The sequence below is a fragment of the Aeromicrobium sp. genome (genome assembly GCF_047606445.1).
GTDB lineage: Bacteria > Actinomycetota > Actinomycetes > Propionibacteriales > Nocardioidaceae > Aeromicrobium.
The window spans coordinates 35063-61587 of record NZ_JASGEK010000030.1 but is presented as its reverse complement, the minus strand read 5'-3'; the positions used below and the strand labels follow the sequence as shown (position 1 = coordinate 61587).

28 protein-coding genes and 2 pseudogenes are annotated in these 26525 nt (G+C 62.9%); 18 read left to right on the top strand and 12 right to left on the bottom strand.

The window, feature by feature from the left end; translation table 11 throughout:
* The first annotated feature begins 44 nt into the window (after positions 1–44).
* The 7 genes from QM621_RS07385 (at position 45) to QM621_RS07355 (ending at position 8350) form a co-directional block, all read left to right on the top strand.
* Positions 45–1568, top strand: a complete 1524-nt coding sequence (locus QM621_RS07385) for a sugar transferase (protein ID WP_414989728.1) — start codon at positions 45–47, stop codon at positions 1566–1568.
* A 120-nt stretch (positions 1569–1688) separates the two neighbouring features.
* Positions 1689–2825, top strand: coding sequence for an NAD-dependent epimerase/dehydratase family protein (locus QM621_RS07380; protein ID WP_414989727.1), 1137 nt, complete (start codon positions 1689–1691; stop codon positions 2823–2825).
* A complete protein-coding gene (locus QM621_RS07375) occupies positions 2822–3841 on the top strand; it encodes a hypothetical protein (protein ID WP_414989726.1) in 1020 nt (339 codons plus the stop codon). Before QM621_RS07380 ends, QM621_RS07375 begins: the two co-directional genes overlap by 4 nt.
* On the top strand, positions 3838–5151 hold the full coding sequence (locus QM621_RS07370; RefSeq protein ID WP_414989725.1) for a hypothetical protein: 1314 nt from the start codon (positions 3838–3840) through the stop codon (positions 5149–5151). The genes QM621_RS07375 and QM621_RS07370 overlap by 4 nt, the downstream gene beginning before the upstream one ends.
* A gap of 18 nt (positions 5152–5169) precedes the next feature.
* Positions 5170–6462 (top strand): lipopolysaccharide biosynthesis protein, encoded by a 1293-nt coding sequence (locus QM621_RS07365; protein ID WP_414989724.1) that lies wholly within the window; start codon positions 5170–5172, stop codon positions 6460–6462.
* Entirely contained in the window at positions 6462–7814 is a 1353-nt protein-coding gene (locus QM621_RS07360) for a hypothetical protein (protein WP_414989723.1), read from the top strand. The genes QM621_RS07365 and QM621_RS07360 overlap by 1 nt, the downstream gene beginning before the upstream one ends.
* A 2-nt stretch (positions 7815–7816) precedes the next feature.
* A complete protein-coding gene (locus QM621_RS07355) occupies positions 7817–8350 on the top strand; it encodes an acyltransferase (protein WP_414989722.1) in 534 nt (177 codons plus the stop codon).
* A gap of 83 nt (positions 8351–8433) precedes the next feature.
* On the opposite strand, the gene QM621_RS07350 is transcribed toward QM621_RS07355, so the two are convergent.
* The 4 genes from QM621_RS07350 to kdsA are packed head-to-tail and all read right to left on the bottom strand — an operon-like array spanning position 8434 to position 11528.
* Positions 8434–9309: a KpsF/GutQ family sugar-phosphate isomerase gene (locus QM621_RS07350; protein ID WP_414989721.1), complete on the bottom strand. Its 876-nt coding sequence runs from the start codon at positions 9307–9309 to the stop codon at positions 8434–8436.
* A gap of 59 nt (positions 9310–9368) precedes the next feature.
* Complete coding sequence (gene kdsB, locus QM621_RS07345) at positions 9369–10145, bottom strand: 3-deoxy-manno-octulosonate cytidylyltransferase (protein ID WP_414989720.1); 777 nt, start codon at positions 10143–10145, stop codon at positions 9369–9371.
* Positions 10132–10680, bottom strand: a complete 549-nt coding sequence (locus QM621_RS07340; protein ID WP_414989719.1) for a KdsC family phosphatase — start codon at positions 10678–10680, stop codon at positions 10132–10134. The genes kdsB and QM621_RS07340 overlap by 14 nt, the downstream gene beginning before the upstream one ends.
* Positions 10677–11528: a 3-deoxy-8-phosphooctulonate synthase gene (gene kdsA, locus QM621_RS07335; protein WP_414989718.1), complete on the bottom strand. Its 852-nt coding sequence runs from the start codon at positions 11526–11528 to the stop codon at positions 10677–10679. Before kdsA ends, QM621_RS07340 begins: the two co-directional genes overlap by 4 nt.
* Before the next feature lie 634 nt (positions 11529–12162).
* On the opposite strand from kdsA, the gene QM621_RS07330 reads away from it, so the two are divergent.
* The 4 genes from QM621_RS07330 to QM621_RS07315 all read left to right on the top strand — a co-directional run bounded on the left by QM621_RS07330 (position 12163) and on the right by QM621_RS07315 (position 15347).
* The gene (locus QM621_RS07330; RefSeq protein ID WP_414989717.1) at positions 12163–13623 is read left to right on the top strand and encodes a polysaccharide biosynthesis tyrosine autokinase; all 1461 of its coding nucleotides are present in this window, start codon (positions 12163–12165) and stop codon (positions 13621–13623) included.
* Positions 13624–13634: 11 nt separating this feature from the next.
* Complete coding sequence (locus QM621_RS07325; protein WP_414989716.1) at positions 13635–14525, top strand: hypothetical protein; 891 nt, start codon at positions 13635–13637, stop codon at positions 14523–14525.
* 186 nt (positions 14526–14711) lie between these two features.
* The gene (locus QM621_RS07320) at positions 14712–14960 is read left to right on the top strand and encodes a hypothetical protein (RefSeq protein ID WP_414989715.1); all 249 of its coding nucleotides are present in this window, start codon (positions 14712–14714) and stop codon (positions 14958–14960) included.
* Positions 14961–15077: 117 nt separating this feature from the next.
* A complete protein-coding gene (locus QM621_RS07315) occupies positions 15078–15347 on the top strand; it encodes a hypothetical protein (protein ID WP_414989714.1) in 270 nt (89 codons plus the stop codon).
* 136 nt (positions 15348–15483) lie between these two features.
* Here QM621_RS07315 and QM621_RS07310 read toward each other — a convergent pair.
* From QM621_RS07310 to QM621_RS07300, 3 genes and pseudogenes are all read right to left on the bottom strand, one after another.
* Positions 15484–15855: pseudogene (locus QM621_RS07310) on the bottom strand (GNAT family N-acetyltransferase); the annotation flags it as partial.
* A pseudogene (locus QM621_RS07305) lies at positions 15779–16299 on the bottom strand (PDDEXK nuclease domain-containing protein). The pseudogenes QM621_RS07310 and QM621_RS07305, both read right to left, overlap by 77 nt.
* A gap of 302 nt (positions 16300–16601) precedes the next feature.
* Positions 16602–16748: a hypothetical protein gene (locus QM621_RS07300; RefSeq protein ID WP_414989713.1), complete on the bottom strand. Its 147-nt coding sequence runs from the start codon at positions 16746–16748 to the stop codon at positions 16602–16604.
* A gap of 93 nt (positions 16749–16841) precedes the next feature.
* Between QM621_RS07300 and QM621_RS07295 the strand changes: the two genes are divergently transcribed.
* From QM621_RS07295 to QM621_RS07285, 3 genes are all read left to right on the top strand, one after another.
* Positions 16842–17807 carry a GlxA family transcriptional regulator gene (locus QM621_RS07295; RefSeq protein ID WP_414989712.1) on the top strand — a complete coding sequence of 322 codons (966 nt, stop codon included), beginning with the start codon at positions 16842–16844 and terminating at the stop codon, positions 17805–17807.
* Between the two features lie 105 nt (positions 17808–17912).
* Positions 17913–18185: a hypothetical protein gene (locus QM621_RS07290; protein WP_414989711.1), complete on the top strand. Its 273-nt coding sequence runs from the start codon at positions 17913–17915 to the stop codon at positions 18183–18185.
* Positions 18186–18193: 8 nt separating this feature from the next.
* Positions 18194–19069 carry a DUF2510 domain-containing protein gene (locus QM621_RS07285; protein WP_414989710.1) on the top strand — a complete coding sequence of 292 codons (876 nt, stop codon included), beginning with the start codon at positions 18194–18196 and terminating at the stop codon, positions 19067–19069.
* A 281-nt stretch (positions 19070–19350) separates the two neighbouring features.
* Here the strand turns inward: QM621_RS07285 and QM621_RS07280 are convergent, their stop codons facing one another.
* The 3 genes from QM621_RS07280 to QM621_RS07270 form a co-directional block, all read right to left on the bottom strand.
* Positions 19351–19842, bottom strand: coding sequence for a hypothetical protein (locus tag QM621_RS07280; protein ID WP_414989709.1), 492 nt, complete (start codon positions 19840–19842; stop codon positions 19351–19353).
* A 433-nt stretch (positions 19843–20275) separates the two neighbouring features.
* The gene (locus QM621_RS07275; protein WP_414989708.1) at positions 20276–20854 is read right to left on the bottom strand and encodes a PIN domain-containing protein; all 579 of its coding nucleotides are present in this window, start codon (positions 20852–20854) and stop codon (positions 20276–20278) included.
* Between the two features lie 10 nt (positions 20855–20864).
* The gene (locus tag QM621_RS07270) at positions 20865–21410 is read right to left on the bottom strand and encodes a helix-turn-helix domain-containing protein (RefSeq protein ID WP_414989707.1); all 546 of its coding nucleotides are present in this window, start codon (positions 21408–21410) and stop codon (positions 20865–20867) included.
* A 275-nt stretch (positions 21411–21685) separates the two neighbouring features.
* On the opposite strand from QM621_RS07270, the gene QM621_RS07265 reads away from it, so the two are divergent.
* Both QM621_RS07265 and QM621_RS07260 read left to right on the top strand, forming a co-directional pair.
* A complete protein-coding gene (locus QM621_RS07265; RefSeq protein ID WP_414989706.1) occupies positions 21686–22012 on the top strand; it encodes an NINE protein in 327 nt (108 codons plus the stop codon).
* Positions 22013–22020: 8 nt separating this feature from the next.
* A complete protein-coding gene (locus QM621_RS07260; protein WP_414989705.1) occupies positions 22021–22623 on the top strand; it encodes a hypothetical protein in 603 nt (200 codons plus the stop codon).
* On the opposite strand, the gene QM621_RS07255 is transcribed toward QM621_RS07260, so the two are convergent.
* A complete protein-coding gene (locus QM621_RS07255; RefSeq protein ID WP_414989704.1) occupies positions 22609–23937 on the bottom strand; it encodes a class I adenylate-forming enzyme family protein in 1329 nt (442 codons plus the stop codon). The genes QM621_RS07260 and QM621_RS07255 overlap by 15 nt on opposite strands.
* A gap of 123 nt (positions 23938–24060) precedes the next feature.
* Here QM621_RS07255 and QM621_RS07250 point away from each other — a divergent pair, with 123 nt between their 5' ends.
* Together QM621_RS07250 and coaE are read left to right on the top strand one after the other, a co-directional pair.
* Positions 24061–24891: an SH3 domain-containing protein gene (locus tag QM621_RS07250; protein WP_414989703.1), complete on the top strand. Its 831-nt coding sequence runs from the start codon at positions 24061–24063 to the stop codon at positions 24889–24891.
* A gap of 9 nt (positions 24892–24900) precedes the next feature.
* Entirely contained in the window at positions 24901–25500 is a 600-nt protein-coding gene (gene coaE, locus QM621_RS07245; RefSeq protein ID WP_414989702.1) for a dephospho-CoA kinase, read from the top strand.
* A gap of 1 nt (position 25501) precedes the next feature.
* Here the strand turns inward: coaE and QM621_RS07240 are convergent, their stop codons facing one another.
* Positions 25502–26446 (bottom strand): RNA polymerase sigma factor RpoD/SigA, encoded by a 945-nt coding sequence (locus QM621_RS07240; RefSeq protein ID WP_414989701.1) that lies wholly within the window; start codon positions 26444–26446, stop codon positions 25502–25504.
* Positions 26447–26525 lie beyond the last annotated feature (79 nt).

The window sequence follows — 26525 nt, the reverse complement described above, 5'->3', positions numbered from 1 at the left end:
AGATACGAGGGCGAAGAGGAGAACGTTCTGACGGGGGGGGGGCAATGGCATCGGCCGAGCCTTCGGGCGAGTTGAACAAATTTCGTGATGAGGATCAGAAAGTCGAATCGAGTGACCGCCGTTCTTCTCTGAAGCTGCGCTTCAAGCTGGCGAGAATCCTTTTCATTTCCGATGCTCTGACTCTTTCCCTGGCGCTCTTATTCGCGAACTTGGTTAAGTTTTCTTCAAAGAACCCGAATCCCGAAATTAACATACTGTGGTTTACGGTAGGTTATGAGGCCCTGGGTGTGGCGATTGGCTCCGCCTGGCTTGCCAACCTGCAGGTGGCCGGGGCACGAGATTATCGTATTATCGGGGTCGGGGCGCTGGAATATCGTCGAATCGTTCGCGCGTCAATCCTCACTTTTGGAATCTTGTCCATCTTGTCGTTGCTTTTCAAAGTCGATATGTCGCGTGGGTATTTGTTGATTGCATTCCCGGCTGGTTTGGCGGGACTGTTGGTTGGTCGAAAAATCATGAGGGTATGGTTGCGGAGGGAGCGCCGATCAGGGAAATATGTTGCGAACGCTCTCCTGATAGGCGGCAGTGACTCGGCCCGCTATGTGGCGGATTGGTTAGATCTTCATGTTGGTGCGGGGGGGGTCCGGGTCACGGGGGTATGGACGCCTGATGAGAAGAAATCGGCAGATCAAGTCTTGGAGATTGGCGATAGAGTTATCCCCGTCTTGGGCTCTGATGGCGAGTTGAGCGACGCGCTGGAGATGGCTCACGCACGGAGAGTCATTGTCACTGACTCTGAGCACCTGGGACACCATGGAATTAAGGAACTCATCTGGGAGCTCAGCGAAGAGGATGCCGATTTAATGATATCGCCAAATATTTTCGATGTCTCTCGCTCTCGTTTGCAGTTGACAATGCTGGCTTCAATGCCGTTCCTACATGTGGAGGATCCTAGGTATGGCGATGCGAGTTCTCTTGGGAAGGTCTTGTTTGACCGCCTAGGAGCATTGGCTCTCATGGTCGTTTTTGCTCCGGTCCTTCTCGTGGCGGCCGTGTCTGTCAAGCTGTCAAGTTCAGGTCCGATCTTCTACAAGCAGGAGAGAGTGGGCCGGGATGGCCGGAAGTTTGAGATGATTAAATTTCGGTCCATGTATGTTGACGCCGACTCGCGGCTGGCGACGCTGTTGGCTGAATCCGGCTCTGCGATGGCACCGCTTGCGAAACTTCAAGACGATCCGAGAGTGACACCAGTCGGAGCTTTTATCCGCCGTTACTCCGTTGACGAGCTTCCTCAGCTGTTCAACGTACTCATGGGCAGCATGAGCCTGGTTGGGCCTCGTCCGCAGCGACAGTTCGAGGTCGACACCTACGATGCGAAAGCTCGCCGCCGGTTGCGGGTTCTTCCGGGAATGACTGGATTGTGGCAGGTTTCGGGGCGGTCGGACCTGAGCTGGGAAGAGGCACTCCGTTTAGATATCTACTACGTTGAGAATTGGTCTATCACCGGCGATGTTTTAATCCTATGGAAGACCTTCCGAGCCGTCTTCTGGCCCGAAGGTGCTTACTGATCTGAGTTTCTATGGCAACCTATGCTATCCTTTCATTCCGGTCGGAGTTATTGGCTTGGCTCCGATCCGCCTACGGATGTAGCGAGCCATTGTTTCCCATTAGGCCGTCTAGGAGGATGTATGAAACGAATATTGATTACCGGAGGAGCCGGTTTCATCGGTTCGAACCTTGCTACAGTTCTTGCTTCCGGTGGACATGTAATAACTATTTTAGATAACCTACTTCCGCAAATACACGGAAGTGATCCGGAGAGCAGCGAACTTCTGCGCGTCGCGCGTAAAGCGGGTACGGTGATCGTGGGTGACATCACCGACCGCGATGTCGTTGCGCAAGCATTGGACGGCCAGGAAGTCGTTATCCATCTTGCGGCTGAGACTGGCACTGGCCAGTCGATGTACGAGATCGAGCGATATAATAATGTCAATATCGGCGGAACTGCGATTCTACTCGATCTGTTGGCGAATGATTCCCGACGGACGGTCGAGAAAATTGTTGTTGCATCTTCACGGTCGATCTATGGCGAGGGTCGCTATCTCAGCAAAGAACTCGGATACGTCTACCCTGGGAGGCGCACCGAGGAGAACCTCTTAGTCGGCCAGTTCAACCCCACCTACCCTGGAGATATCTCTGGTCTCGAATTGGTGCCGACGACTGAGGACTCCAAGATCCATCCGTCGTCTGTTTACGGCATCACGAAGCATACACAAGAAGCTCTTGTCACGACAGTAGCGCCGACGATCGGGATCGCGCCTGTGGCGCTGCGTTATCAGAACGTGTTCGGACCGGGCCAATCGCTGACCAACCCGTACACGGGGATCCTCTCGATTTTCTCTACCCTGATTCGTCAAGGTAAAGGCATCAACATCTTCGAGGACGGCCTGGAAAGCCGTGACTTCGTCTTTATCGAAGACGTGGTGCGCGCCACAGCGCAGGCTGCCCTTGACGCCAGAGCGGATGGACAAATCTTCAATGTTGGCAGCGGGATGGGCACCACCGTCAGCACAGTGGTCGAAGAACTTCAGCGTGCCTATGGCCGCGAGGTCCCAGTGGAGGTGACAGGTAACTTCCGGCTGGGCGACATTCGCCACAACGTAGCCGACCTGTCACGTATCCGTGACGCACTGGGGTTCGAACCGCAGGTGAGTTTTCGTGAAGGGGTGGAGAGGTTCGCGGCGTGGGTTGAAGGCCAGGAACTCGTTGACGGCGGCTACGAGGCGTCCCTCGAGGAGATGCGCCAGAAGAAGTTGCTCAAGTGACCGGTGCCACCACGAAACGCGCCCTGCTGATAAGTCCTGCGTTCTTCGGCTACGAGAACGACATTGTCGAGGAGTTGGAACGTCAGGGCTATGCGACCACGTTCATCGATGAACGCCCGTCGAACAGCGCGTTCATGCGTGCGATCGTCCGAGTGCGCAAAACCCTGATCGAACGTCGCATTCAGGCGTACTACCGTGCGAAGTTCGCAGAAATCTTGCACGCTCGGTTTGACCGGGTTTTGGTGATCAAAGCGGAAGTGGTGCCCCGATGGTTCTTGGAACAACTGCGAAGCCAGAATCGGCAGGCCCGTTTCGTTTTCTATACTTATGACGCGATCAGCAACGCCGACAATTGCTTGGACGTGATCGACCTGTTCGACGCGCGGTTCACATTTGATTCGGATGACCAGGCGGATCGTCCCGATTTCGACTACCTCCCTCTATTCTACACTGAGGACTTCAAGCCGCTCCCGAGCGAGTCAGCGTTTCAACCTCGCCGTTATGACTTGAGTTTTCTCGGCACGCTCCACTCGGATCGGTACGCCTTTGCAAAGGAGCTTTTTTCGCACAGTCAACGAGTTTTCGGCTTCTTCTTTGTGCAGGCTCGTTGGTACTTCGCGCTTGTCAAATATGTGACACGGGAGCACAAGGGCGTGCCGTGGTCAGATGTGTCGTTCCGAGCGTTGACGCGATACGAGATAGCCAGGGTGTTCCGCGAATCTCATGCGGTGCTTGATATGCAGCGAGCCGGACAGGCTGGTCTGACAATGCGCACCTTCGAGGTGCTCGCGTCAGGCTCGATTCTGGTCACGACGAACGTGGCGATCGAGCGAGAGCCGTTCTACGATCCGAGCAGGATCATCGTCGTGTCCGACGACGTGCGGTCACTTGATTCTGCGGCGATCAACGCCCGCCTTACCAACCTTCCAGCGCCACCCGAAGCGCCTGTCGGCTTCGAGGTGTATTCGCTGGCCTCGTGGGTAAACCGAGTCCTCAACGACGGAGCCACCCCGTGAAGTACCTAACCGTTATCTATTTCGATACCTTCGCACGCTTCTTCCACGCAATCGAAGACGAGGTCAAGGACACCGACCCGAATGCAGAGTTCCTTCACCTGTCGATCTTTCCGAGTGGCTGGGCCTATTTAAAGACCCGCAGACGCAAGACCCGGCTTCTTCCCCTTGAACTACTCAAGCCGAACACGACACACATCGACGTCTCCGTAGCCGATCTGCGCACGATCTCGAACTACCACGCTGTCGTCGGTGCGCACTCCGGCCGCGCGAACGACGCGGCATTGCGGCGTCGTTCACAGAGGTATGTTGATACGATCGCACGGATCATCGATAATTTTCGGCCCGATGTCGTGCTGCTGTCGGGCGACACGCGCATTGCCTGCGAAGCCATGCGATACCATCTTAAGGCCTCGCACTTCCCAGGACCGGTGTTCTACTTCGAGCAAGGGCCTAACGGCACGACCATGCTGGACCGCCAAGGCGTCAACGCCAACGCGTCGTTTCGGTTTCTCGCCGCGGAACTGACCGGGCAGGGATACGAGCCCGAGGCTGCTCGTAAATTGGCGAAATACAAACGAAACCCGATCTACAGGGCAACCGACTATGCCGTGATCGCTCTGCTGAGGGTGTTTGGGAAACTACCTCCCGAATGGGACACGATGCGTTTGGGATCCTACCCTGAATACGGCTACGCCGAATTGACGACGGCACCGATTCTCGAGGCCCCTGTGCCCGGAGAGGTTCTAGTTGCTCTCCAAGTTCCCGACGATGCCAACAACATCCACCACAACCCTCTTAAGCTCAACGATCACGGTCTGTTGCAATGGGTGCTCACGGCGACCGAGTCGTTGGGTTGGCGAGTACGGGTCCGGGAGCATCCGCTATACAAGCGGAAATATTCAGCCGAGTTGTATGACCTGCTGGGTGCGACGGATCGGGCGATACTCTCCGCCCAATCCCTCGCCGATGATTTGTCCGCTGCGAATGCCGTCGTCACAATCAACTCGACAACGGGGCTTGACGCTTATCTTCAGAGCAAACCTGTCGTGGTACTCGGCAACGCTTACTACGACCACTTGCCGGGGATCCGCCGTGCCGCCGACCAGCAGCAATTGACGGACGCACTGGATGTTGCCGCCGCTAAGGGTGGTTTCGCAGATTCCGACCTCGATCCTCGTAAGGTTTTTGCCGAGTTGAAGGCACGTTATCTCCTTCCGGGCCATTATCAGGATGCCGATTTGACAACGCCTGCTCTCATTGCCCGAGAACTTGTCGCCGCTGGCGAAGCCGCCGCTCGCGATGATCGCTGAATTGAACGTTCGACCCTCATGAATCCACGGGACATCTACTACGGCGTGGGCTCGAACGCTTTGGGCAACATACTGATGCTCGGTGCGACCGTATGGGTGACACTGGTCCTCACGCCGGCGGCATTCGGTGAGTTCCGTGTGGGGTCAGCCTTCGCTATTCTGCTGGTCCCGTACATCGCATGTGGCAGCGAAAGAATGATTAGCAAACTAATCCAGTCCGATGCTACGGACCTCAATGCCGTTGCCGAAGTTATCTCGGCAGTTTTCGGCATGATGGTGATCAGTGTGGTAGCGCTTGCGGCACTGTACCCATTGTTGAATCAAGTTCTGTTCGACGGGAACGTTTCCCTCGCGGTCTACGCTTCGAGCATCGCCATCATTCCACTGACCATCTCGTACAACCTTGCCAACACTATCTGGCGTCATAGGGGTAGTGCGGCCTCCGCGCAGGTACATCTCAATCTCCTGCAACGTGCGTTGCGTGCTCCACTGCTGATCGGTGTCGCATACGCATGGCCGAGTGCGGTGGCAGCCTCCCTTGCTATGTTAATTGCCCAAGCCGCGTCGCTTTTCCAGATACGTCGTAATCTGTTGTGTTACCCGATAACTTCGCTGAAGCACTGTTTCCGCGCGCTACGGGCGAATCTCGGTACCCTCGCCGTAGTCGGAATCCCCGTCGCACTGATGGCGTCGGTCGACCGGCTAGACGTTCTGCTGGTCAACGCTGTCATGGGGGTCGCCGACGCCGGCACCTACGATCTGGTGTTCTTGCTCTCAGCGACGGCGATGTTCCCCGCCATGGCTCTCTCGAAGTCCTCCGAGCCCTTCCTCTACGAGATTGCCAAGCACGCAGATCTGCGAGCCAGGCTCTCGAAACTCCAGACGCAGGTCTTTTTCATCTCGGCGGCGGCCGTGATAGGTATTGCTGTCGTCGCGCCGATCTTTGCGCGCATCTTAGGCAACGCGGGTGCCGGATTCGCAGAGGCAACGCTGATCCTCTCAGCCGGACTGGCCTTCTCCAGCGCCCACGGTCCGGTCATCGAATACTTGCAGATCAACGGCCGTGCACGGGTGGCCCTCGCTATAATGGCGATCCTTCTCCCGGTGTTTTTCGGCCTGAAGTACGTCGTTGCAGACGCAGGGTCTATGGTGGGTGTGGCTGCGCTCGCCGGCCTGTTCTACTTCACCTTCCGGTTGGTGCTGTCGCTCTACGTGGTCATCGAGGATCGGATCTACCTGTCGCGACTGTGGGTGGCGCTGGGGTCGGCTATCGGGTACTTAGCCACGGCACTATACGTCTGGAGGTTCTGATGCGTGTACCCATTGGGGTGTTCGGTGACGCGCTCTTCGGCATCTATTTCCTTATCGTCGGCATAGCAGCAAGTCGTTCCCTCGCGTACGCAGAGGTGCCGCTGCTGCTCGTCATCTACCTGTGTATCCGACTTTGGACGTTCCGCGACTCGCCGGAGATGGCTCTGCTGCTGATCTACGCGGTAAGTTTCCCGGCGATGTGGCTCGCTTCAAGGGCGCTGGATGTCCAGATTCACTACTTGGCGTGGAATGTCGAACTTCACCACTTTACGATCGCCTTCGCCGTACAAGGGCTCTTCATGTCGGCGCTTTTCATTGCTTTGGGAGGGCGTATCCCGTGCACGATCGCACAGTTTGGACGTCAAGACGATCCCGTCATCTACTGGGCATCGATTCTCGGAATCATCCTCACTATGGTTGTCGCCGTTCGAGAGACCGCCGAAACAAGCATCCTCCGACAGGCGTACAACTTCGAGACCAGCGCGTCCTCGGTACTGTTCGAGTACGTGCTCATCCTGATTATCGTGGCATACGCGTACTCCGGTGACTCTCGCCAACATAAATGGATTCTGATCGGTGCGAGCCTCATCGCGATTGTCGCGCCTATGCTGGTGGGAAGGCGACTTCCGGGTGTCATGGTGGGCCTTGCCTTGCTCCTGCTCTACTGGCGACCCAAGGGGTTGTTTCGTGTCTTGGGAATCACCTCGGTGGCCTTTGTCGCACTCTCGGTGATCGGCCTGCTACGAGTCGGCCAATCAGGGACTTCTCTCGGCCAAATGATTTTTAACATCGATTCCGGGATCATGCGCAACAACCAGGGAGGCGGAGACTATGTTGCCGCAGTCTACATCAAACTGGTCGAGATCGGAGTGTTCGACAGTGATTTCGCACGTCGTTCGATGCTGAATGTCGTCAAGTCGATCTTCCTCCCCTCGAGGATGGTAGACGAGTCCGCCTATATCAACCTCGTCGCAACGCAGTACATCCCCATCCCTGGCAACGGCGGTTTTCCGGGAGTGCATCTTTTTGTCTGGGCTGGACTGAGCGGAGTGATCGTTGGAGGCCTGTTCTTAGGTCGGATCATGGTGAAATCAGCAACTAGCCAACTTGCATCAGTCTACGTGACACTTGTGTTCCTGACTTTCCCGCGCTGGATGGCGTACAATGTTAATATCTTGGTCAAGATGGGCATCCTTCTTATCATCGGCTGGGTGATCATCCGGACGGTTAACCGGGTGGCCGCGCGGACTAACGCCGGGAGTGTGGGCGTACGTCCCGACACAATGCAAAGTGACGATGCCCATGCAGGTTCGGCAGGACGGTTGTCGTCGACCTCAGCCATTGAGGAGTGAGTGTGGCAACGCTTTCGAAGATCTTCTGGGGTGTCCGTGCGGTCCTGCTCGGACGCCTGTTCGGACACTTCGGTCTGCCCGGATACCTCGGGAAGCCGACGCTCGTGCTCGGTGTGCGGGGAATCCACGTGGGGCGTCGCGTACGGATCTTCCCCGGACTCCGTGCCGAATGCCATCAGAACGGAACTATCCGCATTGGCGACAACGTCTCTATTGGTCAGAACTTTCACTTAGTGGCGATAGGACCCTTGGAGATTGGTGCCGGCACCCTCATATCAGGCTCCGTATTCGTTACGGACATGGATCACGAGTATCGCGACACCACTCGACCAGTACATGAGCAGGAGTACCTCTATGCGCGTACTAAGATCGGCGAGAACTGTTTCTTGGGCATCGGTTCCCGAATCCTCGCAGGAACCATCCTCGGTGACGGTTGCATCGTTGGGGCAAACTCGGTGGTTAGGGGGGTATACCCGCCCCACAGCGTCATCGTGGGTATTCCAGGTCGCATCGTGAAGCAGGTCGAAGCAGAGTAGCCCGCCGCCCGACAATCACCCACGTGATAAAGCGGCGCAGATGGAAGGTTTGCCCGAACAAGGCGGAGATGTGGTGGTCCTGTCTACTTCTTTAGGATTCCGACGAGTTCTGGGCCGTCAAAGACCAAGAGTGCTGAGATCTGCTGGCGGTCCATCTTGGTGAGGGCGCTTTCCATCCGTGTTCCCACAGCGATGCTTGCTGGGTTCCGTGTCATCAAGTCGGCGGCAGTCTGGTTGAAGAGTGTCGGGCCGAACTTCTCGATGGCACGTCGAAGATCGCCGTCAGTGATGATGGCGAAGCCGCCTTCGGTACGCACAGCGGTGAGGCCCAGCTGCGAGTTGGTGATGGCCTGCAGAACGATGCCGACTCCGTCCGTTTCGTTGATGACGGGGAGATTCGAGGTGATCATTTCGTCCTCAACGCGGCTGAGAAGCCGACGACCGAGCGAACCGCCTGGGTGAAAGCGGGCAAAGTTCTCGGGTTGGAAGCCGCGGGCTTCCATCAGAGCAACCGCGAGAGCGTCCCCCATTGCCAGCGTTGCCGTGGTGGACGCAGTGGGCGCAAGTTGGAGAGGGCAAGCTTCCTGCTCGACTTTGACGTTCAAGTGGAGGTTGGCTGCGGTGGCAAGCGTTGACGCCGGGTTGCCTGTAATGGCAATCAGGAGGTTACCGTTGCTTTTCAGGAACGGTAGGAGACGAAGAACCTCGTCTGTTTCGCCGGAGTTGGAGATGGCAACGAAGCTGTCCTCGGGGGTGGCCATGCCTAGATCGCCGTGGAACGCCTCTCCTGGGTGCATGAAAAAACTGGGGGTTCCAGTGCTGGCCAAGGTGGCGGCGATCTTCTTGCCAACGATGCCAGATTTGCCCATGCCGCAAATGATCACGCGCCCGGTGGAGGCCACAATATGTCGCACCGCATCGGTGAACTGATCGTCCAGTAGGCCGATCAGCGAGGCCACTGCTTGGGCCTCGATCTCGAAGACTCGCTGGGCAGCGAGGATTGGTGTGGATATATCTGTCATGTTGCGGGCTTCCGGGAGAGCAGCGCGGCCACGCGGTCGGCATCCTCGGGCGTGTCAACCCCGGTGGGCGGTGCTGTGGGCGTGTGTAGAACATGGATGGGTATGCCGAGCCAGAGCGCACGCAGCTGTTCGAGTTTCTCAATCCTTTCGATGGGTGCGGGCGGCGCTGCGGTGAGGGTGAGCAGCGTCGAGACAGTGTAGGCGTACATCCCTACATGTCGCACATGGTTCGCTGGGTTCCACGACGCCGGAGGGACATCTCGCTCGTACGGGATGGGTGCCCGTGAAAAAGTGATGGCGCGGTCGTGGGAATCGACGACCACCTTCACCACGTTGGGGTCATGGATTTGGCCGTGTGATTCGATCGGCACGGAAACGGTGCCCATCGCAAAATCGTCGCGGGATGCGCAGAAGTTCGCGAACTGGGTCACGAGCGCGGGAGGGACCAGTGGCTCGTCACCTTGCACGTTGATCACGATGTCGTCATCGGCCCAGCCCAACTCCCGCGCCACCTGTGCGATGCGATCCGAGCCGGAGTGATGGTTGACATCAGTGGCTACGGCAGGCACCCCGATAGCCTTGAGTGCATCGAGGATACGCTGGTCGTCTGCGGCCACCACCGCGTCCACCGCAGGTAGAGCGTTTGCCACGATGTCGTGAACTCGCGCGACCATCGGTCTGCCGCCGAGGTCGAGCAGCGGTTTTCCGGGGAGTCTGCTCGAGGCGTAGCGGGCTGGAATGACCACGTGAAGTCGGTGGTCATTGGGCGGCATGGAGCCCCCCCCAGTCGGCTAAGAGGGGGGCATACGCCTGCTCCGCACTGAGGCCGCCGCTACTGAGCAGATGCTCGGCCACTTCCCGGGCTACTCCGCGGCCACCGGGCGCGTTGACGACATGATCTGCTTTCGCCAGCACCAGCGGGTGTGCGTCGCTGGGAGCGTAGAACTGTCCGACCACCCCGATCAGAGGTAGGTCCACGACATCGTCGCCGACGAAGAGGACTTGGGAGTCTTCGAGCGACAGTTCCTGCGTGATCCGCGCGTAGGCGGCTGTTTTTTCCAGTTGTCCAGTGACCGCGACATCGAAGCCCAACTGGTTGATTCGCTGGTCGAGCGCAGCACTCGATTTTCCTGAGATGATGCCCGACTTGATGCCGTGGGCTCGCAATAAGGCGACCGATAATCCGTCGCGAACGTTGAAACCCTTGTGGACCTCGCCGTGTTCACCGATGTACAGCGTGCCGTCAGTGAGCACGCCGTCGACGTCGAACAGCACCAGACGGATGGGTCCTTGGTAGCGGTCGGTCACTGGATGTCCAAGTCCTCGAAATTCTTGACGAGAATGTCAAGCTCCTTGAGCTGGCGTAGGAAAGCCTCGAGTCTCGCGAGCGGTAGTGCGCTGGGTCCGTCGCAGCGGGCTTCGTCGGGCACCGGATGCGCTTCGAGAAAGAGTCCGGCGATCCCGACGGCAACGCCGGCTCGGGCGAGTTCGGCTACTTGGCGGCGGCGCCCGCCGGAAGCTTCGCTACCTGGATCGCGGCGCTGCAGGCTATGCGTGACATCAAAGATCACCGGAGCCATGTCTGAAGCCTCGGACATCTCTCGGAACCCGAGGAAGTCGACCACGAGATTGTCGTAGCCGAACTGAACGCCACGCTCGCACAGGAGTACACGATCATTGCCGGCCTCGTTGAGCTTGGCGACGATGTGCTTTATCTGCGGAGGACTCATGAATTGCGGCTTCTTGATGTTGATAACGCGCCCCGTCGCTGCGGCTGCGGTCACGAGGTCTGTCTGACGCGCCAAGAACGCCGGCAGTTGGAGAACATCTGCCACTTCGGCAACGGTATTGGCTTGCTGCGGCTCGTGGATGTCGGTGATCACCGGTACGCCGAACTGCCGTTTGACCTCGGCGAAGATCTCCATGCCGAGTTCTAGGCCCACGCCGCGATAGGAGTTGATCGACGAGCGATTTGCCTTGTCGAACGAGGCTTTGAAGACGAACGGGATACCGAGCGCCTGAGTCACGCCGACGAAGTGCTCAGCGGCAGCAAGCGTTGAATCCATGTCTTCCAGGACGTTCAGTCCCCCGAAGAGGACCAAGGGATGGTTGTTGCCGACGACTACGTCGGGGGTGATGGCGACGGTTGCTGTCATGGATCCTCGCTTGCGAAGTGAGCTTGTATCTAGTGCAATCCTACTTGTCGACGCGGATTCAGCTGCCGTTGCCGGGGTCGTAGTGAGCCGTCTCAAGCTTCGTAGACCCTGAGGTGTGAGACCCGTCCAGACGCCGCACGTCGGGCTGGCGAGGCCACCTGTTACTGGGGCGAAGCGTTCGGGCGGGCTGACCCGCCATGATACTTGACGCCGACATTCGTGGTGTTGTTGCCTGCCGTCCACCTGAATCCCTCTCGTTGCCGCGCTCCCGGCGGCCGCAGAATCAGCCCCCGTGTCCGTGTCACGGGGGAAGGCCCGTAAGATCAGCCCGGTTGAGACGATGTTGTGGATGGACGACAATCCCAACAGTCCCTCCAGCCGCCCCGTCACGTGGTGCCGAGGATCCTAGACGAACTGCGCTACGTGACGTTGGATCTATATTTCAAATTAGTCACCTGTGGTGAGGGGGATAGCTGCTTTCTGTGGAGTTTCGAACGGTTTTACCACTTCATGTTCCTCATATGTTCAGAATGTAGAATATGATTTCTTGGCTATTGAGGCGTTGATATATTTAATCATTCTGAGGGTATTTGAATTCGCCGAACATCCCAGTTCTAAGATAGATTGGTTGTAAATGGATCTCAACGACTATGTGAATATCGCTCGAAATCGTTGGATTTCAATCGCCGTATCGCTGCTCCTCGCTCTTGGGGCAGGCGTCTTTTTAACGGTGAATTCGGTGCCTCAGTACAGTTCAACGGCACGTCTTTTCATCTCCACGCAGCCAGGAAGCAACAATGAAGCTTATCAAGGCAGCTTGTTTTCTCAGCAGCGGGTTAAATCTTACGCGGATTTAGTTGGTGGGGTCGAGATATCTCGGAGAGTCGTCGAGGCGTTGAAGCTGGAGCTGACCGCGCAGGAACTTTCGGAAAAGATTACTGCTCAAGTTGGCGTCGATACGGTGGTACTTGATCTAACTGTCACGGACGCGGATCCGCAGCAAGCTCAGGTGCTGGCGCAGGCGGTAGCCGAGGAGTTTGCGCGGTACATTGCGGAGCTTGAGACTCCGGAGGGCCGCGCGACGGCCCCGGTTAAAGCGACGATTGTTGACGAGGCTACGTTGCCGGAGAATCCCGTGTCGCCCAAGCCGGCACGGAACCTGGCGATAGCAATAATTCTCGGTTCGGTGTTGGGATTCGGTATCGCGGTCCTCCGTGAACATATGGACAACCGGATCCGGGACCTTCCGCACATCACGGAAATCCTAGGTGAAGAGACCCCGCTGCTCGGCAACATCCATTACGACAAGGGCGCCGTCGAGAAGCCGTTGATTATGGACTTGCCGCGTAACGCTCCACGTGCGGAGTCCTTCCGTGTGCTGCGGACGAATCTGCAGTTCGTGGCTCCCGGCTCGTCCTGCAAGATGCTCGTTTTCAGTAGTTCGTTGCCAGGCGACGGCAAGTCGTCGACCGTCTGCAACGTGGCGCTCAGTCTGGCCGAGACCGGCCAGCGAGTGCTGTTGATCGAGGCCGATCTGCGTAAGCCGCGCGCGGCGCAATACCTCAACCTGATCGGCAATATCGGCCTCACGTCAGTGCTGCTCGGACAGATGACGCTCGACGACGCGATCCAGCCGCTCGACGGCAGCGCCGACCTGCTGGCCGGCGGCCCGATGCCGCCGAACCCCGCCGAGATGCTGCAGTCCAACCAGATGCGCGAACTGTTGGTAGAACTCCGTTCCCGCTACGACATCATCCTGTTCGACGCCCCGCCGCTGCTCCCCGTCACCGACGCCGCCGTGCTCTCGGCCATCGCCGACGGATGCGTCATCGTGGTCAACCACGCCACCACCACCACCGACCAGTTGAAAGCCAGCGCCAACCGCCTGAAATCGGTCAACGCCAAACTGCTCGGCGTGATCGTGAACAACACGCCGGCGCCCAAAAAGCGCGGAGGCGGGTACGGGTACGGGTACGGGTACGGGTACGGATACGGAGAGATCTCCGAATCCGACGTCGCCGAGATCACGAGCGGCCGCCGAAAAGCCCCGCTGGAATACGAGGTCGACGACGACCCGTCCGTCGGCCACGCCTGAAAGGAAACGCAATGCCGCGATTCCTCAGCATCTCAGTCGTCGTCGTCCTGGTCGTGGTCGACCTCGTCCTGCTCGCCTGGCTGGCCCTGTGGATGAACGACCAACGGAACACCGGGGAATCGACGGCCCAGCCGTCGCCTGCCACCACCGAAGGCGGTGAGGAAACCGCCGGAACACCCGGCGGTGACGTCCGACTCGAGTACTCCGGCGGCACCCTCATCCGCATCACCCAAGGCAGCTGCACCGGCGAGACGCGCCCGATGCTGGAGACCTCGGCAGACCTGGGACAGTCGTACACCGAGATGGCGGTGCCGGTGATCGACGGTGGCGACGGCGAGTCCGTCGCGGTCTCGGCCGTCCTCAGCGCCACCGCCGAATCCCCGACGGAGCTGACCATCCTGGCGACCAACGGCAACTGCGAGGTCAGCCAATACGTCACCGCCGACGCCGGAGCCAGCTGGTCGGCCGAGCCGCCGAGCGGCTGGTACATCGGGCCGACCGGCGAAGAGGTGTTCGGCCCGGAGACGGTGACCGAACCCGGCTGCGTCGCGCGACGGCTCTGGGCCTTCAACGACCTCGACCTCAAAGTCCTGTGCGACGACCTCAGCTTGCGCGGTTCCAGCAGCGGCGGCGACGAGTGGATCTCCCTCGGCGAGGTCACCGACGCCACCGACGTGCTGATGACCGACGTCTACGAAGGCGTCGCGGTCGCGACCACCCCCGAGTGCGCATCGCAGGTGCTCGTCACCGACGACGCGGGCAGCAGCTGGGAGGCGATCGGCTGCGTGTCGGCCGAGGCGCGCGTCGACCACCTGCTCGGCTCCTCCAGTCAGCTGATCGCCGTCGGCGCCGACAGCACCTGGCTCTCCGCCGACGGCGGCGCGACGTGGGCCGTCGGGTGACGCCGCCGGGTGACCGGGCGGCCGTGAAGGCTGTTGCGTCACCCGGCGCCCGAAGGCTTTCCACAGGCACTGTCGCGCACTGAGCCACACTGTCCACAGGCGGCGAGAAACGTCTGGATCTTCTCTGTGCTGAACGGTTTGCTGGATTTCGACCACCAGCGAACCGACACTAGGAGAATGAACCTCATGGACCCCCAGAACTGGATCGCCTTCGGCGGCTTCCTGCTGGCCCTCGTCACCACCGTCGGCGGCGCCACCGCCTACCTCCACCACACCATTCACGCCGTCGTCGACAAAGCGGTCGACTCCGCCAAGTCGGAGCTCAAGGGCGAGATCAAAGAGCTCCGCGACGAGACGCGCGCGAACCATCTCCACCTCACCCACCGCATCGACGGCCTCTACAGCCAGCTCCCCCGCACCGCCCAAGAGGCGTGAGAGCCGCGCGCTGAGTCACACTGTCCACAGGCGGCGAGAAACGTCTGGATCTTCTCTGTGCTGAACGTTTTGCTGGATTTCGACCACCAGCGAACCGACACTAGGAGAATGAACCTCATGGAGCCCCAGAACTGGATCGCCTTCGGCGGCTTCCTGCTGGCCCTCGTCACCACCGTCGGCGGGGCCACCGCCTACCTCCACCACACCATTCACGCCGTCGTCGACAAGGCTGTGGGCGTCGCCCGCCAGGAGGCGAACAGCAACACCGAGCAACTCCGCGCCGAGGTCAAAGAGCTCCGCGACGAGACGCGCGCGAACCATCTCCACCTCACCCACCGCATCGACGGCCTCTACAGCCAGCTCCCCCGCACCGCCCAAGAGGCGTGAGAGTCGCGCGCTCAGCGGCTCTTGGCGACCTTCGCCCGGCCGATCCGGACTCGGCAGTGACCAGCAACGTCAGTGCAGGGGAATTCGCCGTACTCCTCTCCAACACCAGCCATCAAGGAACTGACGACACCCGGCGCTAGGCGCCGGGGGACTCCCTGGCGTCCGTGAGGAGGAGGTGGAGGTGCAACGGATCGGTGGGCGAGCGATGGAAGCCGAGCTTCTCGTAGAGCCCGGCCGCCTGCTCATTGAGGGGATGGACCAGCAGGATGCGCGCGCCGATACGGTCGGCGGCGGCGAGAGTCGAGAGGATCGCGTCACGCACGAAGCGCCGTCCCAGGCCCGATCCCTGCGCTTTCGCGTCGATCGGCAGTCGTCCCATCAGCACGGCGGGAACGGGGTTCGGCGCATCGCGACGAACCCTGCCCGGCAGATCAGCGTGCTCGACCGCTACGGCCGATAGCGTGTGGTAGCCGATCACCCGGTCCGTGTCGGTGTCGACGCAGAGGTAGCAGTCCGAGCGTCTCGCGGCCCTCGGCGTGCTTGAACTGTTCGTCCGCGGCGCTCATGTAGAACGTCGACCGGCCCAGATGCTCGGGCTTGAAGGCGGTCGCCTTGATCTCGATGACGAGATGGCGGCGGAGTCTGAGGTGGTACAAGAGCGGGTCGGCGTAGAAGTCGTCGCGCCGACGGTGAGGTGGACCTGTCGGCCGACGTAGGCGAAGCCCGCTCCCAGCTCGACGAGGTACTGCGTCAGGTGGTCGACGACCGCCTGCTCGACCTCGCGCTCCATCGCCTCCTCGCCGAGGTCGTGGGAGAGGCGGTCGATCACCTTCGCGCCCCAGCCCTGACGCTCCTGCCGGTGGAGGATGTCGCGACCGATCTGCCAGTACAGCCTGATGAGTTCGGCGTTGACCGCCAGCGCGGCCCGCTGTTGGGTCTGCTGGACGCGGATTTTGAGCTCGCTCAGCCAGGAGGCGTAGGTCGGGCGGATGGATCAGGGACGCGGGTCGTTCGGTCATTCCTCCACGGTCGCAAGACATGCGCGCGTAGGGCAAGGAAAACGCACACTCGCCGTGATCGACATCCTGGCGACGTTCATGGAGGTGGACGCGGTCCAGCCCCGGCGATAGCCCTCCAACCCGCCACGAGACGACGCGGCCGGTTCGCTCGCGCCTCCGAGGAGGCGCCGCAGGCCCTGCGCGAGAAGCTCACCGGCGGCGAGTGATCCGCTGAGCTAGCCCGTCTCGAGCCCGGTCATCCCCAGGGACGGCCGGGCTCGAACGCGTCTCGGGGGCGGCTGCGCGGGATCGGGTTCGACCCGTGGCCGTCGCGGACGACCGTGCGGGCCAGGGAGAGGAGCGAGAGCAGGGACAGGGCGGCGAGGACGGCGAGAAGGATCATGGCAGTAATTCTTCGGGTGATTGATTTCTGCCACCAGTGGCAGAAATGCGCCGATTCGTCGAAAATCTGCCAACTCTGTGGTTGAGTGGACCTATGCACCCCATCCGCAAGGTCGTCGCCGTCGTCCAGGACGGCGCGGAGCCCTTCGGCCTCGGCGCGATCTGCGAGGTCTGGGCCGAGCCGTACCACCCCGACGACGACAACCCCGTCTTCGACTTCGTCGTGTGCGCCGAGGCGCCGGGCGTGGTGAAGGGCCGGGCCGGCTTCGACCTCGTCGTCGAGCACGGCCTGGAGGAGTTGGCCGACGCCGACCTGGTGTGCGTCGCGCCGAAGCACGACTTCCTCGACCACTCCCAGGTCGTCGCCGACGCGGTGGCCGCCGCGCACGCGCGCGGGGCGTGGATCTACGCGCACTGCACGAGCAGCTTCCTGCTCGGCCAGGCCGGACTGCTGGAGGGCCGCCGCTGCGCCACCCACTGGCGCTTCGCCGAGAAGCTGCAGCAGATGTATCCGGAGGCCTTGGTCGACCCCGACGTGCTCTACGTCGAGGACGACCGGATCGTGACCGGCGCGGGCTCCGCGGCCGGGATCGACGCCGCGCTGCACCTGATGCGCCGCCACTTCGGCGCGCGGGTCGCGGCCACCACGGCCCGTCGCATCGTCGTGCCGCCGCACCGCGACGGCGGACAGGCGCAGTTCGTGCGCGCCCCGATCCGCGCCGACGAGGCCGAGACGCTCGCGCCGTTGCTGGCGTGGGTGACCGAGCACTTGGACGAGTCGCTGCCGGTCGAGCGGCTGGCCCGCCGGGCGCACATGTCGCCGCGCACTTTCGCCCGACGTTTCCGCGACGAGACCGGATCGACGCCGCTCGCGTGGATCACCGCCCAGCGCGTCGCCCTCGCCGAGGAGCTGTTGGAGAACACCACGCTCAGCGTCGAGCAGATCGCCACCCGCGTCGGCTTCGGCCAGGCGGCGACGCTGCGCCACCACTTCTCACAGGCCCGCGGCATCCCACCCCTGGCCTACCGCAAGCAGTTCTCCTGCGTCGAGGCCGGCTAATAGCATTGGCCTTCCAGCTCTGTCAAGAGTCGAGGGCGTCCTCGAAAAAGAGGGTTGCCGAGACGGGGGGGGGTATAGCTTTTCGGCATGCGAAGAATACCGATTGTGGTGGCTGCGGTGCTTTCGATTTCACTCACTGCTTGTGGCGGCGGCGGGGGCGGAGCTGCGGGTGGCGACACGACGTGTAAGGACTTTCTCGGCATGTCGGACCGGGCTGATCAGAAAGCCGTTATACGCGACTATATTATCGCTGAGGGAGATGAAAATCCGAGCGATTACGTGGTAGGTGTCGACCGGATCAATGTCATGATGTATTGCGATGCCTACGACGAGCGTGAGGGCGATCCGATCAGCAAGGCCTATGAGGACGAGGGTTAGGCGCGTTCATGACGGACTCCACGCAGCCGGTCGCCGGCTGGTATCCCGACGGCCAGGGTGGGCAACGGTGGTGGGACGGGGCGCAGTGGACCGAGCACACACAGGCCGCTGAACCGGCCGCCGCGCAGCTTCCCGGGGCTCCAACGGCCGGGGCCGCTTCCGGCTCGGCCGCGCCGAAACTGACGCGCCAGCAGGTCATTCTGATCATGCGGATCACGTGCGGTGCGGTATGCGGCGTGCTACTGCTGCTCTACGTGATCGACACGGTGGTCTTTCTGACCCGTCTCGATGGAGAACTCGTCGTCACGAACATAGCGGGTGTGGGACTCGGGGCTGTGCAGATCGCTTTGATGGCGTACGGCGCGTTGGCGGCGTGGCGGGGGCAATTCTTCCAATTGAAGAAAGTTCCTTACGCTGTGCTCGCGGTGGGTCTCATCGATATGGTGATCTACCTTCCAGCTCTCACCATCGGCGTCTGGATCGACGGGGCGCGCCAGGGCATCGATGTAGGGCGCTATGCCTATGACCTCTTGGTTTCTGAAGAGGTGCTGGGCTGGTTCAGAGGATTCCTCCCGTACACGGCGCTTTTCGTGGTGATCCCGTTGAGCATCGGCCTGGCGGTATGGACGGGTCTCTACGCCCGAAAACTGCCCGTATGGGAGAAGTCCGGGGGAAAGGTTCCGTCTTGGACTCGTTCGTTGAGGTCGGGCCTGACGTATTACGTCGCGAGTCAGGGACAGGTGTACGGCCCCTATGAGGCCTCGGACATCTGGCGACAGGTGCGCGCCAAGACGCTCCCGGACGACGCGCACCTGACGTTCGACGACATTCCTTGGTTTCCACCGAGCGAACTCCCCGAGGTGATGAAAGGGAAATACCTGTAGCCACGACCCTGACACGCTCGCTCAAGACAACTCGCCGCGCCCGCGGCATCCTGCCCCTGGGCTATCGCAACAGGATCGCCGCGTCGTCGAGGTCGCGATCGTCACGGGAGACGTGGAGTTTCATCGCCAGGAGGTATTCCGGTGACGGGACGAAGAGAGGGTCCACATCGCGGCTCCGCCGACGACGAACAGCTGCGCCGAGGTTCCCGTCTCGGCGAGGCGGTTGGACAACTCGTGGAACAGCGCTCGTACGCGCTCTGCGTCGAGCGGCCCGTCCGCCGTCATGCTCTCGCCAGGGAGCGGGAGGTGATGAGGATTCCGCGGCGGCGGAACGCCTCGGGGCTCTCCCGTGCGGCCTCGGCGCGGAAGATCGCCGGGACGGCCGGGTACCAGGTCGTCGTTCTTCGTGAGGGATCTCGTGCCCACGCGGGTGTCGGCCAACCGTCGCGATCGGCGAGATACTCGGCGAGGGCGGCGAGGGCGGCGTCGAGCTGTGTCGAGCCAGTCCGAGGAGGTTCGTCATCGAACATGGTGGCGGCGAGGTCGGGGCCGCCGCGGCGCAGGACGGAGGTGTAGTCGTCGAGGGTCTGGAGGACGCCGAACCGCCAGCACGCGTCCAAGGTCTCGCCGTCGGCGAGCAAGGCCCGGCAGGCTGCCGCGTTCTGTGACACGGTGTGGCGCGGACCGACCGGAGCCGGCGGTGTTGCGGCGGGGGTGGAGCGGGCGGCGTCGAGTAGCGCGGCGACGGACAAGATCTCTCCCTGGAACACCATGATCGTGTCTCCTCTCGCGTTCATTGATTCTCGCAGACGTCTCTCTGTGCGTCACGCTGCGAGCTTGCCGCGCTTGATCTTGCCTGTCGCTCTGCGGCGTGCCCGTCGGCGCGCCGCCACCTCTGCGCGGATGCGTTGGAGGTCCTCCAACGTCGTCGCCGGGTCCTCGTCCAGGTCGTAGTCGTCGGTAGACCGTGGCGGGAAGCTCCACCTGGTCGCCCTCGCCGGGGCCGGCCAGGAAGTAGCGTGGCTCAGGTGTGAGGCCACGAGTGTCTTCGTGAGCCTTGATGAAGCTCAGGACGTCGGCCACCGTCTCCTGCGCCACCACTTCTCCGCCGCCCGCGGCATCACGCCCCTGGCCTGCCGCACACAGTTCTCCTGCGTCGAGGCCGGCTGAGGCTGACTGGGTGTGATCTGTTGAGTGAGAACACGGTTACCCGGTGGTGAGGAGGGGTCGCAGCAACCCGTCGAGATCGGTCATCTGGTAGATGTTCACGAGGGCGTCGAGGATGTCGCTGGGTGTCTCTGGCGAGTGGTGGCGGGTGGCGGTCTCGGTGAGGGCCCGGACGGCGAGTTGTGGGTCGACTGTCGCGGTGTTCGCGGCGAAGGTCTTGGCGTCGTGGACGTCGATGTGTGCCGGCATCTTCTCAGCGGGGAAGTCGGGGAGGTTGTCGGTCACGATTACGCCCGCGCCGCCGACGACGGCAGCGGCCACGACATGTTCGTCATCGACGTCCTTCAAGCCGAAGGAGCCTTCCAAGGGTTCCCAACCGGTGACGAGGGCGTCGTCGAAGTGTCGGCGCATCTGGCCGATCAGGTGCTCGGCTCGCGCTGCGGCTCGTTCGGGGGAGGCCCCGCGTTTGATCAGTTTGAGGGTCTCGTGCTCGTGGAGTTCTTCGAGGATCGCCTCGCTCCACAGCGGCCGGTAGAGCCCGAGCGCGGCCATGGTCAACAGGTAGTCGCGTTGCAGGCTCGGCCACAAGACGTTCGTGTCGAGGACAGCTGCGAACATGCCGTGCTCGTCAGGACGTGGCGTGTTCGCGGCGTGCCCGTCGGCGCGCCGCCACCTCTGCGCGGATGCGTTGGAGGTCCTCCGATGTCGTCGCCGGGTCCTCGTCCAGGTCGTAGTCGTCGGAGGTCTCGAAGATCGCTCGTAGCTGCGCCTCTCGGCGGCGTTCTTTGTAGGCGACGACGTCGTCGAGTTTGATCATGCGCCGCTTGGCGCCGGGGGTCTCGGCCGGCAGTTCGCCTGCGTCGATCAGTTTGACGACGGTCGGGCGGCTGACGCCCAGCAAGTCGGCGGCCTGCTGGGTCGTGAGCAACTGGTTCTGCGGTGCGACGGTGACGGACTTGCCGGCGTTCATCGCCTCGAGCACCTGGAGGAGTACCCGGTGGACCGTCGCGGGAAGCTCCACCTGGTCGCCCTCGCTGGGGCCGGCCAGGAAGTAGCGTGGCTCAGGTGCGACGCCACGAGCGTCTTCGTGGGCCTTGATGAAGCTCAGGACGTCGGCCACCGTCTCCTGCGGGGATGGTGTATAGGTCTGTTGGTCGAGCGGCTGGACGGTCATGACGCACTCCTTTTCGAAAGAATCGTAACAGTCCTTCGTTTCTTTTGAGAGTCCGTCACACGGCTCGACCACGCTCAGCGTCGAGGCCGGTCAATAGCACCCTTTCCCCACCTCGTCAAGGGCTGAGGTGTCCTCGAAAAAGAGGGTTGCGGCGGCGGGGGGGTATAGCTTTTTCGACGTGCGAAAAACACTGGCTCCTCGCCAGAAAAGCGCGTGACCACGTTCAAAGAACAGGCCACGCATTCCCGCGCGACGGAGAAAGAAAAGGAGTAGGCATGTCACATTTCAATGACCCATTCGCCAGCGGGGGCGGTCTGTCCGGCGGAGGACTGTCCGGCGGCAACCTGTACGCGGCGGGCGGTGTCGCGGCCGGCCCGCCGAAGTCGAAGACGACGGCCGGACTTCTGGCGCTGTTCCTCGGCGGCCTCGGCATCCACAACTTCTACCTGGGGTTCAAGGGCAGGGCCATCACGCAGTTACTGATCTTCCTGTTGACCTGCGGGATGGGGTGGGTCGTCACCGCGATCTGGGCGCTGGTGGAAGCGATCATGATCTTCGCCGGAAGCATCGACAAGGACGCCCACGGCGTTCCGCTCGCGTAGGGGACATCATGAGCGACATGGTCCCCACCGGGGGCGCCCAGGTCGAGGCGAGCCAGCAGCAGCAGTTCATCGACTACGCGAAGTGGCTGATCTCGGAGTTCCGGACGAACGGACGCTACACCGGCCCGCAGGTGCAGTTGAACTTGCGGCCGGTGTTCGGAGCGGACGAGACGCGCATTCTGCGCGCTCCCTTTCGCATGTTCGATTTCTTCGGAATCGGCGACGGCACCGTCGCCGACGCGGGGATCGTCGCCGGGAACGCCATCGCCAGCAGAAGCGGCGCCGCGATGGCGGGCAGCATCGCCTACAGCCTGCTCGCGGGCGCCCAAGCGAAGAAAGCCGCCATACCGCAGTGGCATGAGACCGGCGCCGGCGAACTCGTCGTCACGGAGTACGGCTTCTATCTGCTGGAGCCCGGAAAGGGGACCAGCGATGTGGCGTGGGATTGGCTGCTCAGCGCGCAGCTCACGGCCTGGGACTCATTGGAGATAGAGACGCGAGATGGGGGAAAGGTCGCCCTCGTCACGCCAGCGGCCACCGCGATCTTCGGCCTCTGGTGTCTCGCCGTCTACCCGCAGCATCCTCAGCTGCAGACGTTATTGCAGAGCTGAGGGGCCGGTGAGCTCCCCGCGCTTGACCTTGCCCGTCGCCGTCCGGGGGAGGGCCGTGATGAAGCGGTACTCCTTCGGGCGCTTCGGCGGGGTCAGGTGCTCGGCGGCCACGGCGCGCAGCGTGTCCTCGTCGGTCGTCCCGACGACGGCCGCGCAGACGCGCTGGCCCCACTGGTCGTCGGGCTGGGCGAAGACCGCGACCTCGACCACGCCGGGCACCGCCGACAGCACGTCCTCGACCTCGGCGGGATAGACGTTCACCCCGCCGGTGATGATCAGATCGGTGCGGCGGGCGTCGAGGAAGACCCGACCATCGGCGTCGACCCGCCCGAGGTCGCCGACAGTGAACGACGGGCCGTGCGGCGAGTCGCGCCACGCCTTCGCTGTCTTGTCCGGGTCGCGCCAATACTCGAAGCTCGCCCACGGCGGCACGGCGCACCAGATCTGGTCCTCGTCGTCGGTCCACACCGTCCGGCCCGGGCGGGCCCGACCCAGCGTGCCGGGGCTCGCGATCCACTCCGGCGCCGGACACGCGGTGAACTGGCCCTCGGTCGAGCCGTAGAACTCCCACACGACGTCCTCGCCGAACTCGCGATGCGTGCGACGGCGGGTCGGCGTCGGACACGCGGCCCCGGCGTGCGCGACCAGCCGGAACGAGCCGGTAGTTAGCGGCTCGCCGGTCTCGTCGCTCCACGCGAAGAGCCGTTGGAGGTGCGCGGGCACGCAGAACATCGTCGTCGGCGCCAGCTCGGCCATCGCCCGCGCGACCGGTTCCGGCGCGAACGGGACCACCGCCACCGAGCCGCCGGCCAGCAGCGTTCCCATCGCGAAGCGCAGCGGCGCGGAGTGGTACAGCGGCGACACCGCCAGATTCACGTCGTCGGCGCGAAACCCCCACAGCTCCCGCTCCTCGACGACCAGCGCCTCGGCGTGCTCGGGCGACAGCCAGCCCGACCACACCCCCTTCGACCGGCCTGTCGTGCCGGAGGTGAAGTGCATCGGACGACAGCGCGGGAAGGGGTCGAGCTCGCGCTCCGGGCCGTCCGCCAACTCGTCGAGCACCGCCGGGTCGTCGACGACGAGGGCGGGCTCCACTTGGTCGAGCACGACGGAGCGCTCGCGCGGGGTCAGGCGGGGGTCGAGGGGGACGGGGATGACGCCGCTGCGGGTCGCGGCGAGCACGAGATCGACCAGCGACGCGTTCCCCGAGCACAGCAGCGCGACCCGATCGCCGTCCGCGAGGCCGGCTGAGCGCAGCCCGCCCGCCATGCGCTGCTGTCGCGTGAGACTGGTGGTGGCCGTGTGAAGTTCCACGCCGCTCCCTGGGTGATGTCGTGGGTGAAATGTGTCATTCGGCGTTGTGCAACGCCACATGTGACACGCTCGCGTGTCAGTATGGAGGAGTTTGTGTCGGCAAGGCGAAGGCGGTAGCGACTCGTGGGTTCCCCCGGTCAGCGACGGGCAGATACGCGGACGACGATCCGTCGTCGTCTGGAGGGCGTCGGATTCTGGCGGCAGCAGCTGCGACGCGTCGTCTTGCCGACGGTCGGCGTCGGCGCGCTCGCCGTGGCCTCGGCCGCCGTCGTCGCCCAGGCCGACGATCCGGAGACGGCGCCGCGCACCGAGCGTGTGTCGGTCGCCGCGAGCGAGGTGAGCCGTGCGGGCGAGCGCCCCGAGCTGGCCACCCAGGCCGAGGTCGCCCAGCAGGTCTCCGGCGTCGTCTGGGTCGCCACCACCACCGACGTCCGCTCCGACGCGTCCGCCGACGCCCCGGTGCTCGCGCAGGTCGCGGCCGACACGCAGGTCATCGTCACCGGCGTGGTCGAGGGCGAGTGGACTCAAGTGCTGCACAACGACCTCCCCCGGTGGGTGCTGTCCTCCGCCTTGTCGGCCCTGCCGCCGCTCGGCACCGGCCCTTGCGAGCACGGCTCCGGCGTCGAGCAGGGCTTGCAGCCCGACACGGTCAAGGTGTACCGCGCGGTCTGCGCCAAGTTCCCGCAGATCACCAGCTACGGCGGCATGGCCGACCGCATGGAGCACAACACGGGCCACGCGCTCGACATCATGGTCACCGGCGAGCTCGGCGACGAGGTGGTCGCCTTCCTCATGGAGAACGCGAACCGACTCGGCGTGGAGCAGCTGATCTGGGAGCAGCAGATCTGGGAGCCGGGCGGCTCCTGGCGCGGCATGTCCGACCGCGGCAGCGCCACCGCCAACCACTTCGACCACGTCGACGTCACCACCTACGGCGACAGCGCCACCGGATAGGAGCCCGGCATGCGGGTCGGACTGACCGGAGGCATCGCCTCGGGCAAGAGCTCGGTGAGCGCGCTACTGCGCGACCACGGCGCGGTCGTCGTCGACTACGACCTGATCGCCCGCGAGGTCGTCGAGCCGGGCACGCCCGCTTTGGCCGCCATCGCCGGGCGTTTCGGCGACGCTGTGATCGACGCCGAAGGCCGGCTCGACCGACCCGCGCTCGGCGCGATCGTCTTCGCCGACGAGGCCTCCCGCCGCGACCTGGAGGCCGTCACGCATCCGGCGATCCGGCAACGCGCCGCCGAGGTCGAGGCGGAGGCGGGCGAGGGCGCCGTGGTCGTCCACGACAACCCGCTGCTCGTCGAGATGGGCGCGCACGCCGACTGCGACGCCGTCGTCGTGGTGGCCGCGCCGGAGGCGTCGCGGATCGAGCGCATGACGCGCGACCGGGGCATGGCCGAGGCCGACGCCCGCGCCCGCATCGCCGCCCAGGCCTCCGACGACGAACGAGCCGCCGTCGCCGATCTGGTGATCGACAACAGCGGCTCGCGCGAGGATCTGGCCGACGAAGTAGCGGTCCTGTGGTCGGAGCTGCTGGTCCGGGCGGCGGCTCAGTGAGTCAGGCCACGGCCAGCTCCGGGTCGGCGATGGCGCGCAGCCTCGCGATGGCCTCCCGCTCGAGCTGGCGGACCCGCTCGGCGCTGATGCCGTGCCGCTTGCCGATGTCGGCGAGCTTCTGCTGGCGTCCGTCGACCAGGCCGAAGCGCGACCGCACGATGTCGGCCTCACGGTCGGCGAGATGGCCGATCAGCGAGCCGAGCAACTCCCGGGTCTGCTGCGAGATGACGTTCTCGTCGGGGCCGGGCGCCTGCTCGCGGGCGATGAGGTCGCCGAGCGAGGTGTCGCCGTCGTCGTCGACGGGGGTGTCGAGGCTGATGTGGTCGCGACCCCACGACAAGAGGTCGACGACGCGCTCGGGGCTGATGTCGAGCACCATCGCGATCTCGGCGGGGTCGGGGTCGTAGCCCAGCTCGCGCTCGAGGTTGCGGCGGGTCGCGGTGACCTGGTTCAACTCCTCGACCACGTGCACCGGCAGCCGCACGACGCGCGCCTGCTGCGCGATGCCCCGGGTGATGGCCTGGCGGACCCACCAGGTGGCGTAGGTGGAGAACTTGAAGCCCTTGGTGTGGTCGAACTTCTCGACCGCGCGGATCAGGCCGGTGTTGCCCTCCTGCACGAGGTCGAGGATCGGCATGGCCGAGCGGCCGTACTTGCGGGCGATCGACACGACCAGACGCAGATTCGCCTGCACGAACTCGCGCATGGCGCGGTCGCCCTCGGCGGCGATCCACTCCAACTCCTCGCGGGTGGCCCGCTTCGGCGCGCCGCCCTTGGCCCGGCCGACACGCCCGATCTCCAGGAGATGACGGGCGAAGAGCCCCGCCTCGATCGTCTTGCTCAGCTCGACCTCGCGCTCGGCGTCGAGCAGCGGAGTGCGAGCGATCTCGGCCAGGTACATGCCGACGCTGTCTTTGCCTTCGATGGTCTCGGTCATGGTGCTCATGTGCGCCTCCAGAAGTGGTGCTGTCACGAGTCCAACGGCGGACCGGCGCCCGAGATTCCGCTCTCAGTCCTTTCTTACG

What these genes read in the sequence shown, in the direction of transcription:
- QM621_RS07385 (WP_414989728.1), top strand. Translation starts at nt 45, where the DNA reads ATGGCATCGGCCGAGCCTTCGGGCGAGTTGAACAAATTTCGTGATGAG.
- QM621_RS07380 (WP_414989727.1), top strand. Translation starts at nt 1,689, where the DNA reads ATGAAACGAATATTGATTACCGGAGGAGCCGGTTTCATCGGTTCGAAC.
- QM621_RS07365 (WP_414989724.1), top strand. Translation starts at nt 5,170, where the DNA reads ATGAATCCACGGGACATCTACTACGGCGTGGGCTCGAACGCTTTGGGC.
- QM621_RS07360 (WP_414989723.1), top strand. Translation starts at nt 6,462, where the DNA reads ATGCGTGTACCCATTGGGGTGTTCGGTGACGCGCTCTTCGGCATCTAT.
- kdsB (WP_414989720.1), bottom strand. Translation starts at nt 10,145, where the DNA reads ATGCCGCCCAATGACCACCGACTTCACGTGGTCATTCCAGCCCGCTAC.
- kdsA (WP_414989718.1), bottom strand. Translation starts at nt 11,528, where the DNA reads ATGACAGCAACCGTCGCCATCACCCCCGACGTAGTCGTCGGCAACAAC.
- QM621_RS07330 (WP_414989717.1), top strand. Translation starts at nt 12,163, where the DNA reads ATGGATCTCAACGACTATGTGAATATCGCTCGAAATCGTTGGATTTCA.
- QM621_RS07325 (WP_414989716.1), top strand. Translation starts at nt 13,635, where the DNA reads ATGCCGCGATTCCTCAGCATCTCAGTCGTCGTCGTCCTGGTCGTGGTC.
- QM621_RS07320 (WP_414989715.1), top strand. Translation starts at nt 14,712, where the DNA reads ATGGACCCCCAGAACTGGATCGCCTTCGGCGGCTTCCTGCTGGCCCTC.
- QM621_RS07315 (WP_414989714.1), top strand. Translation starts at nt 15,078, where the DNA reads ATGGAGCCCCAGAACTGGATCGCCTTCGGCGGCTTCCTGCTGGCCCTC.
- QM621_RS07300 (WP_414989713.1), bottom strand. Translation starts at nt 16,748, where the DNA reads ATGATCCTTCTCGCCGTCCTCGCCGCCCTGTCCCTGCTCTCGCTCCTC.
- QM621_RS07295 (WP_414989712.1), top strand. Translation starts at nt 16,842, where the DNA reads ATGCACCCCATCCGCAAGGTCGTCGCCGTCGTCCAGGACGGCGCGGAG.
- QM621_RS07285 (WP_414989710.1), top strand. Translation starts at nt 18,194, where the DNA reads ATGACGGACTCCACGCAGCCGGTCGCCGGCTGGTATCCCGACGGCCAG.
- QM621_RS07280 (WP_414989709.1), bottom strand. Translation starts at nt 19,842, where the DNA reads ATGGTGTTCCAGGGAGAGATCTTGTCCGTCGCCGCGCTACTCGACGCC.
- QM621_RS07275 (WP_414989708.1), bottom strand. Translation starts at nt 20,854, where the DNA reads ATGTTCGCAGCTGTCCTCGACACGAACGTCTTGTGGCCGAGCCTGCAA.
- QM621_RS07270 (WP_414989707.1), bottom strand. Translation starts at nt 21,410, where the DNA reads ATGACCGTCCAGCCGCTCGACCAACAGACCTATACACCATCCCCGCAG.
- QM621_RS07265 (WP_414989706.1), top strand. Translation starts at nt 21,686, where the DNA reads ATGTCACATTTCAATGACCCATTCGCCAGCGGGGGCGGTCTGTCCGGC.
- QM621_RS07260 (WP_414989705.1), top strand. Translation starts at nt 22,021, where the DNA reads ATGAGCGACATGGTCCCCACCGGGGGCGCCCAGGTCGAGGCGAGCCAG.
- coaE (WP_414989702.1), top strand. Translation starts at nt 24,901, where the DNA reads ATGCGGGTCGGACTGACCGGAGGCATCGCCTCGGGCAAGAGCTCGGTG.
- QM621_RS07240 (WP_414989701.1), bottom strand. Translation starts at nt 26,446, where the DNA reads ATGAGCACCATGACCGAGACCATCGAAGGCAAAGACAGCGTCGGCATG.